Genomic DNA, 14,719 nt, shown 5'->3' on the forward strand with positions numbered 1-14,719 from the left:
TAATCTGGGCGCTTAGGCAACGAAAGGCGCATCTGGTGGATATCCGCATTGGCATCTTCAATTCTCCCCGTGAGATTGGCTTCGAGACCTCACAGCCCGCGAACGAGGTCGAGGAAACGGTCGCTGCCGCCCTCGCCGGGCAGACCGGGTACCTGAAGCTCTCCGACAGCAAGGGCAAGGTCTACATCGTTCCAACCGTCGGGCTCGCGTACGTGGAGCTGGGCTCCGAGGAGTCCCGCCGCGTCGGCTTCGTCGCCTGACCAATCGTGGAACTGCTCTTCATCGCCCTCGGCGGTGCGGTTCTGGGGATTGCCGCACGGTATGCCATTCCGGGGCGCCGCGCACACGGCGCTGTCCTCGTCCCGGCGATCGGCACCATGGTCGCGTCCGTCGTCTGGGTGGCGCTGAGCTGGCTCGGCGCGCCCTGGGACGGTGGCTGGATCTGGTGGGTCACCCTCGGGGTGACCGCACTGGCATCCGTCGCAGCCGACCTGGCCCTGGTGCGCACGCGCACCGCCGGCGACGAGCGGATGCTGCATACCCTGATGCGCGACGGGCACCCGGCCCGCGCGTGACGAAGGCTCCCCGTGCGGCCGGCGGTCAGGCGGTCAGGCCGAGTCCGTCCATGCGCCGCGTGTGCGCGGCGATGAGCTCGGTGAACACGGGTTCGATCCGGGACTCCGCTGCGGTGATGCCCTCCATCGGCAGAGCCGAGCGGGCGACCAGCAGGGTGTCCCCGACCAGGCGTCGTCCCCACAGGGCCAGGTGCGACCCGAGCGCCGGGGCGGCGCCGATGGCGGCCTTCAGGTGGGTGACGAGAACCTCCGTGCCGGCGTCCTGGCCGAGCAGGTGCGCCACCCGCGGGCCCACATCGCCGGGCAGCCCGTCGGACAGCCGGATGAAGAAGTCGTCGAGCAGTCCCCCGGCGAGATAGCAGCTGAGCAGCAGTTCGTTCCAGTCGGCGCCGGCCGTCTGCTCGCGGAACGCGTCGAGGTGGGGCGCGAACGGGGCCATCACCTCGGACGGCTCACCGCCGCGGCGGCGGATCTCGGCCACGAGCCCCTGGTGCTTGGCGAGGGCCCGGCCGGCGGCGACGCTCAGCGCCTCCTTCGCGGTGAGGTCCGGAGCGATCGCGATGGCCAGGGCGAGGTTCTCGAACATGCCGAGTTGGAAGTACGCCGCCTGGCCGAAGTAGGGCAGCAACTCCGGCGTGAAACCGGCGATGTCCATTTTCGTGGTCGACTGACGTGCCCGCCGCGCCGGTTGCCGGGGTGCCTCCACGCGCTTCTTGCGCCCATCGGTCCACATGATCACAGGCCCAGCTTAGAACAGTGTCGTGCCGCCACCGCGGGTTCCGGCCCACGCTGGGCGCATCGGCGCGTCCGGGTCCGGTATAAGAGACTTCACAGGGCCGCCCGATAGGCTGGGAGCACGCCATCGGCATGGATCGATGGCCAGGTGCCCGAAGCAAAAGACGGGCGCATCCCGCTTCCAGCTAATGACAGGCAATAATTCGTGACTTTCTCCGAACTCAACATCGACCAGGACATGGTTCAGGCTCTCGCTGATAAAGGCATCATCGAGCCCTTCCCCATCCAGGTGCAGACCATCCCCCTCGCCCTGAGCGGCCAGGACATCATCGGTCAGGCCAAGACCGGCACCGGCAAGACCCTCGGCTTCGGCCTTCCGATCATTCAGCGACTCGGGCTCGACCCCGCACCCGGCGTGCAGGTACTCGTCGTCGTCCCGACCCGCGAGCTGTGCGTGCAGGTCTCCGAAGACCTCGAGATGGCTTCCAGCAACCGCAACACCAAGGTTGTCTCCATCTACGGCGGCAAGGCGTACGAAGGTCAGATCGAGGCGCTCAAGGCCGGCGCGCAGATCGTCGTCGGCACCCCCGGCCGGCTCCTCGACCTCGCCAGCCAGCGCCTGCTCAGCCTCGCCAACGTAAGCGAGATGGTGCTCGACGAGGCCGACAAGATGCTCGACCTCGGCTTCCTCGCCGACATCGAGAAGCTGTTCTCGCAGACGCCGCCCACCCGCCACACGATGCTGTTCTCGGCCACGATGCCGGGCCCGATCGTCGCCCTGGCGCGCCGGTTCATGAACCGCCCGATCCACATCCGTGCGTCCGACCCCGACGAGGGCCTGATGCAGGCCAACATCGAGCACCTTGTCTACCGCGCACACAACATGGACAAGGACGAGGTGATCGGCCGCATCCTGATGGCCGAGGGCCGCGGCAAGACCGTGATCTTCACCCGCACCAAGCGCGCCGCCGCCAAGCTGGTCGAGGAGCTCGGCGATCGCGGCTTCAACGCCACGGCCGTGCACGGTGACCTCAACCAGGAACAGCGTGAACGCGCCATGGCCTCCTTCAAGGCCGGCAAGAAGGACATTCTGATCGCCACGGATGTCGCCGCGCGCGGCATCGACGTGGACGACGTCACTCACGTGATCAACCACACCATCCCCGAGGACGAGAAGGCCTACCTGCACCGCGTGGGACGCACCGGCCGTGCGGGCAAGACCGGCATTGCGGTCACATTCGTCGACTGGGACGACATGCACAAGTGGACGCTGATCAACAACGCGCTCGACTTCGGCACGCCGGTTCCGATGGAGACCTACTCGTCGTCGCCGCACCTCTACGCCGACCTGAACATCCCGGCCGGGTCGAAGGGTCGCCTCCGCGCCTCGCCCATCCGGGAGACCGCCGCCTCGGCTGCACGCACGGGTGGCGCAGGCCGCACCGGCGGCGCAGGCCGCTCCGACTCGGGCCGCTCTGACTTCGGCCGTTCCGGCGGGGGCCGCACCGGTGGCGACTCCTCGCGCTCGGGCGCCGGTCGCTCCGGCGCCGGTCACACCGACGCCGCACGCTCGGGCGCGAGCCACTCCGGCGAACTGGCCGGCAGCCGCCCGCCGCGCTCGCGCACCCGGGTCAGCGCGACCACCAACCCGGATGCCCCGGTCATCACCCCGGCCGCCGGCACTCACGACGGCGGCGGCGCCGAGCACCACGACGGCAACAGCGCCCCGCGGCGTCGAAGCCGCACGCGTCGCCACGCCCCGCAGGCCGGCACCCCCAGCTAGGCACCCCCTGCACGGCAGTTTCGGCCGTAAGCGCCTCCGCTTCGGCGGGGGCGCTTTTCGTTTGACTCCGCGGTGGCTCACGATAGGGCTCGCGGCGCATGGTAGACCGCGCGCCCGGTCCCCTAGGGTGGGCGGCGTCAGCCGAAGACGGGCGGCGAGCCCGTTCCCTGTCCGATGATGCGCTCGAGCACCTCGGGCGTCGTCGTGTTCTCGCCCAGGCGGTTCGGCTTGCCCTCGCCGTGGTAGTCGCTGGACCCGGTGACGAAGAGTCCGTACTTCTCGGCGAGCGCGTAGAGGTGGGCCTTCGCCTCGGGCCTGTTCTCACGGTGCTCGAGTTCGAGCCCGAAAAGGCCGGCCTCGGCCAACCGGGCCAGTTTCGCTTCAGGGATGACGTCGACCGCCCCGCGCGTCGCCGGGTGTGCGATGACCGGCACCCCACCGGCCGCGCGCACGAGGGTGATGGCCCGCAGCGGGTCCGGCGCGTAGTGGGGCTGGTAGTAGCCGGCCTCCCAATGCAGGATTCCCGCGAAGGCCTCGCTCCGCGTGAGCGCGAACCCGCGGGCCACCAGTGCGTCGGCGATATGCGGGCGGCCGACCGTCGCATCCGGCGTGGTCTGTGCGAGCACGTCTTCCCAGGTCAGGGCGTAGTCGACGCCGATGCGCTCCACCATCTGCTCGGCGCGCACCAGCCGGGCCTGCCGCACCCGGGCGGTTTCGGCCACGATGCCGGCGTTGGACGGGTCGAACAGGTACGCGAGCAGGTGCACGCTGGAGAAGCCCACCCGGGTGCTGAATTCCATGCCGGGGATGAGTGTGAGTCCGGCGGTGCGGGCGGCAACACCGGCCTCGGCCCAGCCGGCGGTCGAATCGTGGTCGGTCAGTGCGACCGTGCCCAGGCCGGCCGCGGCGGCGGCCCGCACGAGCTGCGACGGGGTCTCCGTGCCATCCGACACGCTCGAATGCGTGTGCAGGTCGATCGGACCGCGGAATCGTCGAGCACCAAGCATTCCCCCATGCTAGTTGTGCGACGGACCCGGACCGTCCCGCGGGGTTCCCAGCCGCCGCCATCGCCGACTCGCCCTCGGCCAGAACGCCGACATCGTCACCCTGCCGGAAACCACCGAGGCCACCGGTGAGGCCGTCGCCGAAGCCATGCGCGAGGGCGGACGTCCGATGTGGGTACACACCATCGCCTTCGACCAGATCTCCAAGGCCCGCTCCACGACCCTAATGATCAGCTCCGACCTGGGCGACTACACGGTCAGCGACGACGCCGGACCGGCGACCGGTGCGGGTGCCGTCGGCACCTGGCCGACTTTCGCGCCGGCCCTGCTCGGCTCGCCGATCGACCACGTGTTGGCCACCGCGAACTGGCAGGTGCAGGGCCTGCGCGTGATCGAGGCGGGAGACGGCGCAGGCAGCGATCACCGCCCGCTCGTGGCCGCCCTCGCCCCGACCTCCTAGCTCAATGGGACAATGGGCCATGGCCACTTCCAGCGAAACCGCGATCAACCCTGCTCCCCGATCGAACGAGAACCGCTCCACCACCCCCGGCTCGGCCGGGTTCAAGGCGTACATCTCCAGCGACTGGGCCGAGCGCACCGAAGAGCTACCGCTCGCCCGCGAGCAGGCGCACTTCGCGGCCGCCCGCCGCGAACTCCTTTCCGCAATGCACCCCGGACAGCGTTTGATCATCCCCGCCGGTCGTCTCAAGCAACGCTCCAACGACACCGACTACGCGTTCCGCGCGCACTCGGCCTTTGCGCACCTCACCGGCTGGGGCAGCGACGCCGAGCCCGGCGCCGTGTTGGTGCTCGAACCCACAGCGACCGGCCACGACGCCACCCTCTACTTCCGAGAGCGGGCCGGCCGCGACTCGGACGAGTTCTACGCAAACCCCGATATCGGCGAATTCTGGATCGGCCCACGCCCCGGGGTCGCCCAGGTTGCCGCCGACCTCGGCGTGCCCGTGCGCGGCATCGCCGACCTGGCCCTGGTCATGAACACGATCGACACCGAGAGCCTCGTGCTGCGGGAGGCCGACCCGCTCTTCACCACCGAGGTCGACGAGGCCCGCCTCCGATTCGCGGCGGAGAAGGTGCTCACGACCGACGCCTCCGACTCGCCGTTCAGCCTCGAGATCAACGGCGACCATGCCGCCGACGAGCAGTTCGCCCGCGGCCTGTCGGAGCTGCGCCTCGTCAAGGACTCCTACGAGATCGCCCAGATGCGCCTCGCCGTCGCCGCCACGGCCCGCGGCTTCGAGGACATTATCCGGGACCTGCCCCGCTCGAGCACCCACCACCGCGGCGAACGGCTCGTTGAGGGCGTGTTCAACACCCGGGCCCGGTCCGACGGCAACGCGGTCGGCTACGACACGATCGCCGCGTCCGGCCCTCACGCCTGCATCCTGCACTGGACCCGCAACGATGGCGCCGTCGTGCCCGGCGACCTGATCCTGATCGACGCCGGCGTCGAGGTCGACAGCTACTACACCGCCGACATCACCCGCACCCTCCCGGTGAACGGCACCTTCACCGACGTGCAGCGCCGTGTCTACGACGCCGTGCGCGAGGCAGCGGATGCCGCGTTCGCCATGGCGCGTCCCGGCGCCGTGTTCCGCGACGTGCACGCCGCGGCGATGGCGGTCATCGCGCGCCGCACGGCCGAATGGGGCATGCTGCCCGTCACCGCCGAGGAAGCCCTGCTGCCCGACAACGGCCACCACCGCCGCTATATGGTGCACGGCACCAGCCACCACCTCGGCCTCGACGTGCACGACTGCGCGCAGGCGCGCCGCGAGATGTACATGGACGGCGTGATCGAGCCCGGAATGGTGTTCACGATCGAACCCGGCCTCTACTTTCAGCCCGATGACCTGACGGTGCCTGCGGAGTACCGCGGCATCGGCGTGCGGATTGAAGACGACATCCTGGTCACCGCGGACGGCCCGGAGAACCTGTCGGCCGGCATCCCCCGCACCGTCGAGGAGGTCGAGGCCTGGATCGCCGCCCTCACCACCTAAACCTGACCGCGGACTGTCAGGGCAGCGGATGCTGCGGAGCCGCGGGCGGCTCTTCGACGCGAGGGGGCTCCGACGGATGCGGCGGGGCCGGCACCGTCTGCTCGGCCTCAGCGAGCCCGGCGAGCAGGTTCCGGGCCCGATTGACCAGGGTGCCGTCGACGATCACTTGATAGGTACTGGCAATCACCTGCATGGTCGATGTGAAGTCGCGGCGACGTCGATTGAGCGCGGCGCTGACGACCCCGAACAGCATGCCGAACCCGGCGCCGATCATCACCGCGGCGAATACGAACGGCAGGCCCGCGCCATCCGGCGAGAAGATGAAGAACAGCAGCCCGAAGAACACGCCCAGCCAGGCGCCGGAGGCCGCACCGGCGAGAGCGACGCGCCCCCAGGTGAGTTTGCCGGTGACCCGCTCGACGGTTTTGAGGTCGTTGCCGAGGATGGAGACCTGCTTCACCGGGAAGTCGGACTTCGCCAGAGTGTCCACAGCTTCCTGAGCCTCGCCATAGGTGGCGTATGTCGCGAGCACCTCCCCCTTGGGTAAAACGGGGAACAATGCGGCCCTGCGCCCGCCGAAGGGGTTCTGATTGCTCATGAGTCCATTCTTTCACAGGACCGATCTGCCCTGAAGGTGGCCTAGATTTGATCTGTGTCTGCCACCAGAGTCTTCGTTGCCCGTTTGGCCGGGTGTACCGTTTTCGACCCCGCGGGAGACCGTGTGGGCAAGGTCAGGGACGTGCTGGTGGTCTACCGAAAAAACGACCCGCCCCTCGTCGTCGGCCTGATCGTGGAGATCCCGGGCAAACGCCGCGTTTTCGTGTCCATCGGGCGCGTCACCAGCATCGGTTCGGGTCAGATCATCACCACCGGCCTGATCAACGTGCGCCGCTTCGAGCAGCGCGGCGGAGAGGTGCGCGTCATTGCCGAGATGCTTGGGCGCACGGTGGTCTTCAACGACGGTTCCGGTGAGGCGACCATCGAAGACGTCTCGATCGAGGAGCTCCCCCAGGGCGGTTGGGCGATCAGCCAGCTCTTCGTGCGCCGCCCCAAGACCAGCCTGTCCCTCTTCGCGAAGGGCGCCACGACCTTCACGGACTGGGCCGAGGTGCGCGAGCAGACCACCGAGGGCCAGGCCCAGTCGGCCGAGCAGCTCATCGCCACCTACTCCGACCTCAAGCCCGCGGACCTCGCGAATACCCTGCTCGACCTCCCGCCGGAGCGCATGCACGAGGTTGCCGGCGAGCTACCGGACGGCCGTCTCGCCGACGCCCTCGAGGAGATGCCGGAAAGTGAGCAGGTCAGTATCCTGACCCGGCTCGGCGACGCCCGCGCCGCCGACGTGCTCGACCACATGCAGCCCGACGACGCCGCCGACCTGATCGCGCAGCTGCCGGAAGAGCTCGGCGAACAGCTGCTCGACCTGATGGAGCCGGAGGAAGCGGACGACGTGCGCTTCCTGCTCACCTACGCCCCCGACACCGCCGGCGGCCTGATGACGACCGAACCGATCATCGTCTCGGCCGATGCCACGGTCGCGGAGGGGCTCGCGCTCATCCGTCGCCACGACCTGGCGCCGGCCCTCGGTGCGGCCATCTGCGTCACCCTCCCGCCCTACGAGCCGCCCACCGGCCGCTTCCTCGGCATGGTGCATTTCCAACGGATGCTGCGCTACCCGCCCCACGAACGCCTCGGCACACTGCTCGACCAGGGTCTTGATCCCGTCACCGCCGACACCTCGGCCGCGGAGGTCACCCGCATCCTCGCCAGCTATGACCTCGTCTCCGTGCCCGTGGTCGACGAGAACCACCGACTCGTCGGGGTGGTGACGATTGACGACGTCCTCGACTATCTGCTGCCCGACGACTGGCGCAGCCACGATGGCAACGACGACGTGCGCCGCCGGGCCGAGGCCCGCACCGAACTGACCACGGGAAGCATCCCGCTGCACCACGGACGGAGGACCGGCAATGGCCCGAGCTAACCGAGCGGATCTCCGCCTCGACTCCCCCAAGGGTGTGCGCACGCCCGCCCTCGGTCGCAAGCGCCGGCGTAGCCGCGACCGCCCCAGCCGCGACCGCTTCGGCCGGTTCACCGAGGCCATCGCCCGCGGCATGGGCACGCCGTGGTTCCTGCTCGGGCTGACGTTCTTCGCCGTCAGCTGGATCGCCTGGAACACGCTCGCACCGGTGCAGTGGCGCTTCGACTCCGTGTCGCTCGGCTTCATCGCACTGACCCTGGTCTTGTCGATGCAGGCCTCCTACGCGGCCCCGATGATCCTGCTGGCGCAGAACCGCCAGGACGACCGAGACCGGGTGCAGTTCGAACAGGACCGGCAGCGCGCCGAACGCAACCTGGCCGACACCGAATACCTCGCCCGGGAGGTGGTGGCGCTACGCCTCGGCATGAAGGACCTCGCCTCCCGCGATTTCCTCCGCTCCGAGCTGCGCGCCCTTCTCGACAACCTGGAAGAGCGCGAAGACCCGGACAAGCAGACCCGGAAACGCCTCCGCAAGGGCGACCGCGAGCGAGACCGCGACCGCGAGGAGCGATCGCCCAGTGCCTGAGCCCCTCTTTTCCGCCGACCAGGTGCTCACCGCCCTGGCCCGGGTGATCGACCCGGAGATCCGCAAGCCGATCACCGACCTCGACATGGTCTCCGGGGTGCGGATCGTCGACGGCCGCGCCCTCGTGGGCATCCGTCTCACCATCGCCGGCTGCCCGGCGGCCCGGCAGATCGAGCGCGATGTGTTGCGCGCCGTGGAGTCCGTGGCCGGCCCCGGCAACGTGACCGTGGATGTGAGCGTGATGACGCGCGAGCAGCGCCGAGCGATGACGGAGAAGCTGCGCGGCGGCAAGGAAGCCCGCAGCAACCAATTCGGCCCGGACTCGCTCACCCGGGTCTACGCCATCACCAGCGGCAAGGGCGGGGTCGGCAAGTCCACAATCACCGCGAATTTGGCCGTGGCCCTGGCCGAGCGCGGCCTGCGGGTCGGCATCGTCGACGCGGATGTCTACGGGTTCTCCATCCCCGGACTCCTCGGCCTGGTCACCCCGCCTTCCCCCGAGACGGGCAAGTCCGCCGCGGTCAAGCCGACCCAGGTCGGCGAGATGATCCTGCCGCCGATCGCCTTCGACGTGAAGGTCATCTCGATCGGCATGTTCGTGGAGGACGGCTCCGTCGCGGTTGCCTGGCGCGGGCCGATGCTGCACCGCACGATCACCCAGTTCCTCACCGACGTTTACTTCGGCGACCTGGACATCCTGCTGCTGGACCTGCCGCCGGGCACCGGCGACGTGGCCATCTCGGTCGGGCAGCTTTTGCCCCAGGCCGAGGTCATCGTCGTCACCACCCCGCAACCGGCCGCCGCCGACATCGCCGAACGCAGCGGTGTCGTGGCCCGGCAGACCGGCCAGACCATCTACGGCGTGATCGAGAACATGGCCGGGATCGTGCAGCCCGACGGCACGGTGCTGGAGCTGTTCGGTTCCGGGGGTGGCGCCGAGGTCGCGCGCCGGCTCGGCGCCGGGCACGGGTTCCCCGTACCGTTGCTCGCCCAGGTTCCCCTCAGCGTGCCGCTCCGCAGTGGCGGGGACACCGGGGTGCCCGTGGTGCACGGCGACCCGACCGACCCCGCGGCCGTGGCCATCCGTTTGGTTGCCGACCGCCTCGCCACCCGGGCGCGCGGCCTCTCCGGATTGAGCCTCGGCATCACCCCAAAGTAGCGTCGCCGCACCGGCGCCGCGGCGGAGCGCACGCGCCGCCCCCACCTAGACTTTCGGCATGCCTGCCTCCCCCCTCGACCCTGCCGGGATCACGACTCTCACCCGCTCCATACGTTCCACGACGGGAGCCACGGTCACCGTGATCGCGCCCTTCACCGGGGAGGTGCTGCACGAGCTGCCCGTCAGCGGGCTGCCCGACGTGCAGGCGGCCTACGCGCAGGCGCGCCTGGCCCAGCTGGCCTGGGTGCGGGCCGGGTTCGCACGGCGCCGAGCGATCCTGTTGCGCGCGCACGACCTGATCCTCGAGCGACGCGGGCTGCTGCAGGACACCGTGCAGGCGGAGACCGGCAAGACCCGCGGCCAGGCCTTCGAGGAGGTCTTCCAGGCCGCCGGCGTCACCCGCTTCAATGCCCTCGCCGCGCCGCGCGTGCTGCGCGGCGGGCGCCGCCACTCCGCGATCCCGCTCGTCATCACGGCCACTGTGCGCTACCGGCCCAAGGGCATCGCGGGCGTGATCACCCCGTGGAACTACCCGCTCAGCCTCGCCGCCATGGATGTCGTGCCGGCCCTCGCCGCCGGCTGCGGCGTGGTGCAGAAGGCCGACGACCAGGGTGCGCTGAGCATCCTCTCGTTGCGTCAGGCATTCATCGACGCCGGCGTGCCCGAGCAGCTCTGGGCCGTGGTCGTCGGCGACGGCGCGGAGATCGGCGGGGCGGTCACCGCGGAGGCCGACTACGTCTGCTTCACCGGGTCGACCGCGACGGGCAAGCGGGTGGCGGCGCAGGCGGCCGGCAACCTCACCGGCGTCTCGCTCGAGCTGGGCGGCAAGAACCCGCTGATCGTGCTTGACGACGCCGACCCGGCCCGCGCGGCCGCCGACGCGGCCCCGGCCTGCTTCACGGCGATGGGCCAGCTCTGCGTGTCGATTGAGCGCATCTTCGTGCAGCGAGGTGTGGCCGACGCGTTCCTGCACGAATTCGTGGCCGTCACCCGGTCGCTCCGGCTCGGCGCCGACTACGACTACACGACGGACGTCGGTTCCCTCACCTCGCAGGCCCAGCTGGACCGGGTGAGCGCGCAGGTGGCCGACGCGGTCGCCCACGGCGCCACGGTCGAGGTCGGGGGCCGTGCCCGCCCCGACCTGGGACCGTTCTTCTACGAACCCACCGTGCTGACCGGGGTCACCCCGGCGATGGAGTGCTTCGCCGGCGAAACGTTCGGCCCTGTGGTCGCGGTCACCGTGATCGACTCGGAGCAGGAGGCCATCCTGGCCGCCAACGACAGCGACTACGGGCTGAACGCGTCGGTGTTCTCCGGTTCCGTGCGGCGGGCTCTGCGCGTGGGCGGGGCCCTCGAGGCCGGCAGCGTGAACATCAACGAGGGCTATCGCGGGTCGTTCTCCTCGGTGGCGGCCCCGATGGGCGGCCTGAAGCAGTCCGGTCTCGGCCGACGCAACGGCCCGGAGGGACTGCTCAGGTTCGTGGACGCCGTCACCATCGCGCGTCCGACGGGTCTCGTGCAGCTGCCGCGCACCGGCCACGACTTCGAGCGGCTGGCCGGGCCGATGCTGCTGCTGGCGGCCGTGCTGAAGGGCATCCGCCGCCGCTGACCCCGGGCAGCAGAGCCGTGACCCGGCTCCGCGAACCCGGCTCAGACGAACAGCTTGGCCGACGCCGCCGCCTGCTGGGCCGCCTGCTGGGCCGCCTGCTGGGCCGCCTTCTCCGGCGCCAGCTTCGCCGCCTCCGCCTTGGTCGCCTTCTTCGCGTTCTTCTTGATCTTGGCCTTGCCCTTCGGCTTCGCCGTGGGCTTTCCCAGCGTGGTCGTGATGTCCGGCACTGGCCGGTTCAGCTCGCGCGGCGGGCGCTCGTACTCCGAGCCGGCGGGGCGAGTCGGAATGGTCACCTGGGGCGGCTCGCGATGCGTGTAGGGGACGATCGACAGCAGGTGGCTGATCATGTTGAGGCGCGCGGCCCGCTTGTCCTCGCTCTCGACGACCCACCATGGGGCCTCCGGCAGATCGGTGTGCACGAACATCTCGTCTTTGGCGCGGGAATAATCGACCCACTTCGTGATCGAGAAAAGGTCGGTCCCGGACAGCTTCCAGCGGCGCATCGGGTCGTTCAGCCGTGACCGGAACCGCCTCTCCTGCTCGGTGTCGGACACCGAGAACCAGTACTTGACGAGCAGAATGCCGTCTTCGACCAGCATCCGTTCGAAGAGGGGCGCCTGGTGCAGGAACCGGCGGTACTCGTCGGGGGTGCAGTACCCCATCACGTGTTCGACGCCGGCGCGGTTGTACCAGGAGCGGTCCATCAGCACGATCTCACCCGTGGAGGGCAGGTGTTCGATGTACCGCTGGAAGTACCACTGGCCGCGCTCGCGCTCGGTCGGCACCGGCAGGGCGACGATCCGGGCGACGCGGGGATTGAGAAACTCGCTGACCCGCTTGATCGCGGACCCCTTGCCGGCCGCGTCCCGGCCCTCGAAGATCACGACGATGCGGGCCCCGGACTCCTTGACCCATTCCTGCATGGCGACCAACTCGGTCTGCAGATTGCGCAACTCGGCGGAGTAGACGGGCAGCGGCACCCGCTTGGGCTTCGCGTGGGTGTTCGACGGCTTCGACACGGTCACACTCCTCAGATACGTGGGTTCAGCGTAGCGTGCACGCATCGCCCGTATGGCCCGGCCTGCATATTCTGGTGCGCACTGCGCCGCTCACCGCCCGGCCCTCGGCCTCAGCCTCGAGTGGCACATACACCTGTTCGACCCCGGCACGCATTTCTCCTGCTCGAGAATCATCGCCGACGATCTACCGCCCGCCGTCGGACAGGCCGTCGCCCTTTCCCGGCTGGGCGACGACCGAGCGGCCGTGGCGGACACCGGCGAGGGTGCGGCCAACCAGGGGACCTTCCGCGCATCGCTCTTTCCGGCCGGGCGCCTGATCGTGGTCGACGAGGACTTCTCGTCATTCGGGCTGTCCGGCGAGGTCATCGCAGCGGTCGGGAACACGATTCGAGCGCACTCGGCCCGTGTCGCGGGTCTACGTGCCCGACGTGCCCGGCCTGCCCAACCTGACCAACCTGCCCAACGTACCCGTTCCCGACGTCCGCCAGCTCGAATACGCCGCGTCCGGTGTGCTCGTCACCTGGTTCGTTTGGCCGCGTGGCTTCGTGGCTGCGTGGCTAAGTGGCTAAGTGGCTTCGGAGTCGAAGGGCGCCGGCAGCGTGGCGGCCTCCCTGGCGCGCTTGCGTTGCAGATAGGCGCCGTCGGGGTTCGGCACCGCCCGCGACACGGTCGCCGATTGGCCTTTCAGCTCGTCTTCGTCGGTGAGAGCTTCACGGATGATGCGGCGCGGGTCATACTGACGCGGGTCGAGTTTCTTCCAGTCGACGTCGTCGAAATCCGGGCCCATCTCGTCCCGCATCCGGTCTTTGGCCCCGTTGGCCAGGTTGCGGAGCTGCTTCACGAGACGGGCGAGCTGGGCGGCATAGTGGGGAAGCCGTTCGGGTCCGAGCAGGAAGACGGCGACAATCCCGATCAGTAATATCTTCTCGAAGGTCAAACCGAACATTCCCCCAGAATAACCCCCGGCGAGGCCTCCCCGGACCATGCCCGGCCCCCCTTAGGCTTGACCCATTCATCTACTGGAGTTGCGCTGTGTCTGACAAAGATCTGAACTGGAAATTCTCCGACGACTCAGTCGTGGAGTCCGACGCTGTGGCGCGGGCCAGACAGCAGTCCCTCGAACTCGGAATCGACGCGATTTCTCCGGCGGTCGGCGCTCAATCGGCCGTGATCGCGGCCGCCACCGGGGCCCGGAGCATTCTCGAGGTCGGCACCGGTGCCGGCGTCTCCGGCATCTGGCTGCTCACCGGCGCCCCCGGCGCCACCCTCACCTCGATCGACACCGAGGTCGACCACCAGCAGCACGCCAAAGCCAACTTCGCCGAAGCCGGCATCCCCGCGAACCGGGTACGCCTGATCACGGGCCGGGCAGCGGATGTACTGCCGCGCATGAACGAGAACTCCTACGACATTGTGTTCGTCGACGCCGATCCGCAGTGTGTGATCGAGTATGTCGAGCATGCTCTGCGCCTGGCCCGCCCGGGCGGAACCGTGCTCGTGGCCCACGCGCTCTGGCGCGGCCGCGTGGCCAACCCGGCCCAGCGCGACGATGTGGCGACCGGCTTCCGCACCCTGTTGACCGTCATCGCCTCGTCCACCGCAGTCATCAGTGCCCTCTCCCCTGTGGGCGACGGCCTGCTGCAGATCACCAAGCTCCGCGCCTAGACGGTCGAGCACACCCTCCGGTGGTCGAGCCGATCGGTGGTCGAGCCTGTCGGTGGTCGAGCCTGTCGGTCGTCGAGCCTGTCGAGACCCGGTGCGCCGGCTCCGGAGGCCCACACACCGGCATCCGTTGTCGCCGCCCGCGCTAACGGATGCCCCGGGCCGGGTTCGGAAGATGGCCCGCCTGGTTTCGACGACCTCGACCACCGGGCTCAGGTCGCTCGCGGCCGGGGATTTAAGCTGACGTCGGTCGAGCCGGACGAGACCGGTGACCCGATCCCGGGGACTCACCCTGACGTTGGTCGAGCCTGCCGAGACCGTGCCCGTGCCCGTGCCCGGTTGGCCGGGTTCCCTTCCGCGGCCCGCCAGGTGCGGGTGGGGTCGTAGCAGTAGGGTGCCTGGACTTCGGGTGTGCCGCGGATCATGCGGATGTTCCAGCCGGAGGTGTCGATGCTGTGGTGGTGGTACCAGCAGAGCAGGACCCCGTTGTCGATCTCGGTTTTTCCGCCGCGGTGCCAGGGGGTGACGTGGTGTACTTCGCACCAGGCGGCGGGCACGGTGCACCCCGGAATGATGCAGCCGCCG

The 14,719-nt window shown here is 69.5% G+C and carries 17 protein-coding genes; 11 read left to right on the top strand and 6 right to left on the bottom strand.

Features of this window, described 5'->3' with window-relative positions; genetic code table 11:
* Positions 1–35: 35 nt before the first annotated feature.
* Positions 36–260 carry a DUF3107 domain-containing protein gene (locus E3O47_RS15030; RefSeq protein WP_104101050.1) on the top strand — a complete coding sequence of 75 codons (225 nt, stop codon included), beginning with the start codon at positions 36–38 and terminating at the stop codon, positions 258–260.
* Positions 261–266: 6 nt separating this feature from the next.
* Positions 267–575 (top strand): hypothetical protein, encoded by a 309-nt coding sequence (locus tag E3O47_RS15035; RefSeq protein WP_134421123.1) that lies wholly within the window; start codon positions 267–269, stop codon positions 573–575.
* 25 nt (positions 576–600) lie between these two features.
* On the opposite strand, the gene E3O47_RS15040 is transcribed toward E3O47_RS15035, so the two are convergent.
* Positions 601–1,308, bottom strand: coding sequence for a ferritin-like fold-containing protein (locus E3O47_RS15040; RefSeq protein ID WP_241976719.1), 708 nt, complete (start codon positions 1,306–1,308; stop codon positions 601–603).
* A 207-nt stretch (positions 1,309–1,515) separates the two neighbouring features.
* On the opposite strand from E3O47_RS15040, the gene E3O47_RS15045 reads away from it, so the two are divergent.
* Entirely contained in the window at positions 1,516–3,093 is a 1,578-nt protein-coding gene (locus E3O47_RS15045) for a DEAD/DEAH box helicase (protein ID WP_104101047.1), read from the top strand.
* Between the two features lie 137 nt (positions 3,094–3,230).
* Here the strand turns inward: E3O47_RS15045 and E3O47_RS15050 are convergent, their stop codons facing one another.
* Positions 3,231–4,100, bottom strand: a complete 870-nt coding sequence (locus E3O47_RS15050; RefSeq protein ID WP_134421125.1) for a PHP domain-containing protein — start codon at positions 4,098–4,100, stop codon at positions 3,231–3,233.
* A 13-nt stretch (positions 4,101–4,113) separates the two neighbouring features.
* Here E3O47_RS15050 and E3O47_RS15055 point away from each other — a divergent pair, with 13 nt between their 5' ends.
* Positions 4,114–4,557: an endonuclease/exonuclease/phosphatase family protein gene (locus tag E3O47_RS15055; protein ID WP_134421127.1), complete on the top strand. Its 444-nt coding sequence runs from the start codon at positions 4,114–4,116 to the stop codon at positions 4,555–4,557.
* Positions 4,558–4,576: 19 nt separating this feature from the next.
* Positions 4,577–6,118: an aminopeptidase P family protein gene (locus tag E3O47_RS15060; RefSeq protein WP_134421129.1), complete on the top strand. Its 1,542-nt coding sequence runs from the start codon at positions 4,577–4,579 to the stop codon at positions 6,116–6,118.
* Between the two features lie 16 nt (positions 6,119–6,134).
* Here the strand turns inward: E3O47_RS15060 and E3O47_RS15065 are convergent, their stop codons facing one another.
* Positions 6,135–6,716 (bottom strand): general stress protein, encoded by a 582-nt coding sequence (locus tag E3O47_RS15065; protein ID WP_104101043.1) that lies wholly within the window; start codon positions 6,714–6,716, stop codon positions 6,135–6,137.
* A gap of 54 nt (positions 6,717–6,770) precedes the next feature.
* Here E3O47_RS15065 and E3O47_RS15070 point away from each other — a divergent pair, with 54 nt between their 5' ends.
* Genes E3O47_RS15070 through E3O47_RS15085 form a run of 4 tightly spaced genes read left to right on the top strand, consistent with a single transcriptional unit; the run spans position 6,771 to position 11,453 of the window.
* Complete coding sequence (locus E3O47_RS15070) at positions 6,771–8,102, top strand: CBS domain-containing protein (protein WP_104101042.1); 1,332 nt, start codon at positions 6,771–6,773, stop codon at positions 8,100–8,102.
* Positions 8,089–8,685 (top strand): DUF1003 domain-containing protein, encoded by a 597-nt coding sequence (locus E3O47_RS15075; RefSeq protein ID WP_104101041.1) that lies wholly within the window; start codon positions 8,089–8,091, stop codon positions 8,683–8,685. The genes E3O47_RS15070 and E3O47_RS15075 overlap by 14 nt, the downstream gene beginning before the upstream one ends.
* The gene (locus tag E3O47_RS15080) at positions 8,678–9,844 is read left to right on the top strand and encodes an Mrp/NBP35 family ATP-binding protein (RefSeq protein WP_134416478.1); all 1,167 of its coding nucleotides are present in this window, start codon (positions 8,678–8,680) and stop codon (positions 9,842–9,844) included. Before E3O47_RS15075 ends, E3O47_RS15080 begins: the two co-directional genes overlap by 8 nt.
* 58 nt (positions 9,845–9,902) lie before the next feature.
* Entirely contained in the window at positions 9,903–11,453 is a 1,551-nt protein-coding gene (locus E3O47_RS15085) for a succinic semialdehyde dehydrogenase (RefSeq protein ID WP_104101039.1), read from the top strand.
* 41 nt (positions 11,454–11,494) lie between these two features.
* On the opposite strand, the gene ppk2 is transcribed toward E3O47_RS15085, so the two are convergent.
* A complete protein-coding gene (gene ppk2 / locus E3O47_RS15090; protein ID WP_347232590.1) occupies positions 11,495–12,472 on the bottom strand; it encodes a polyphosphate kinase 2 in 978 nt (325 codons plus the stop codon).
* 404 nt (positions 12,473–12,876) lie between these two features.
* On the opposite strand from ppk2, the gene E3O47_RS16105 reads away from it, so the two are divergent.
* On the top strand, positions 12,877–13,041 hold the full coding sequence (locus tag E3O47_RS16105) for a hypothetical protein (protein ID WP_166785413.1): 165 nt from the start codon (positions 12,877–12,879) through the stop codon (positions 13,039–13,041).
* On the opposite strand, the gene E3O47_RS15100 is transcribed toward E3O47_RS16105, so the two are convergent.
* Positions 13,038–13,418, bottom strand: a complete 381-nt coding sequence (locus E3O47_RS15100) for a Sec-independent protein translocase TatB (protein ID WP_104101037.1) — start codon at positions 13,416–13,418, stop codon at positions 13,038–13,040. The two genes, E3O47_RS16105 and E3O47_RS15100, sit on opposite strands and share 4 nt — an antisense overlap.
* Positions 13,419–13,504: 86 nt before the next feature.
* On the opposite strand from E3O47_RS15100, the gene E3O47_RS15105 reads away from it, so the two are divergent.
* Positions 13,505–14,137 (top strand): O-methyltransferase, encoded by a 633-nt coding sequence (locus E3O47_RS15105; RefSeq protein WP_104101036.1) that lies wholly within the window; start codon positions 13,505–13,507, stop codon positions 14,135–14,137.
* Positions 14,138–14,421: 284 nt separating this feature from the next.
* On the opposite strand, the gene E3O47_RS15110 is transcribed toward E3O47_RS15105, so the two are convergent.
* A partial coding sequence (locus E3O47_RS15110; RefSeq protein WP_134421133.1) for an HNH endonuclease signature motif containing protein occupies positions 14,422–14,719 on the bottom strand: 298 nt, incomplete at its 5' end.

This window comes from Cryobacterium sp. TMT2-17-1 (assembly GCF_004402765.1).
In the GTDB taxonomy this organism is placed as follows: Bacteria; Actinomycetota; Actinomycetes; order Actinomycetales; family Microbacteriaceae; genus Cryobacterium; species Cryobacterium sandaracinum.

Excerpts from the sequence above, each read along its gene's own strand:
- E3O47_RS15060 (WP_134421129.1), top strand. The coding sequence starts at position 4,577 with ATGGCCACTTCCAGCGAAACCGCGATCAACCCTGCTCCCCGATCGAAC.
- E3O47_RS15065 (WP_104101043.1), bottom strand. The coding sequence starts at position 6,716 with ATGAGCAATCAGAACCCCTTCGGCGGGCGCAGGGCCGCATTGTTCCCC.
- E3O47_RS15100 (WP_104101037.1), bottom strand. The coding sequence starts at position 13,418 with ATGTTCGGTTTGACCTTCGAGAAGATATTACTGATCGGGATTGTCGCC.
- E3O47_RS15050 (WP_134421125.1), bottom strand. The coding sequence starts at position 4,100 with ATGCTTGGTGCTCGACGATTCCGCGGTCCGATCGACCTGCACACGCAT.
- E3O47_RS15085 (WP_104101039.1), top strand. The coding sequence starts at position 9,903 with ATGCCTGCCTCCCCCCTCGACCCTGCCGGGATCACGACTCTCACCCGC.
- E3O47_RS15040 (WP_241976719.1), bottom strand. The coding sequence starts at position 1,308 with ATGTGGACCGATGGGCGCAAGAAGCGCGTGGAGGCACCCCGGCAACCG.
- E3O47_RS15075 (WP_104101041.1), top strand. The coding sequence starts at position 8,089 with ATGGCCCGAGCTAACCGAGCGGATCTCCGCCTCGACTCCCCCAAGGGT.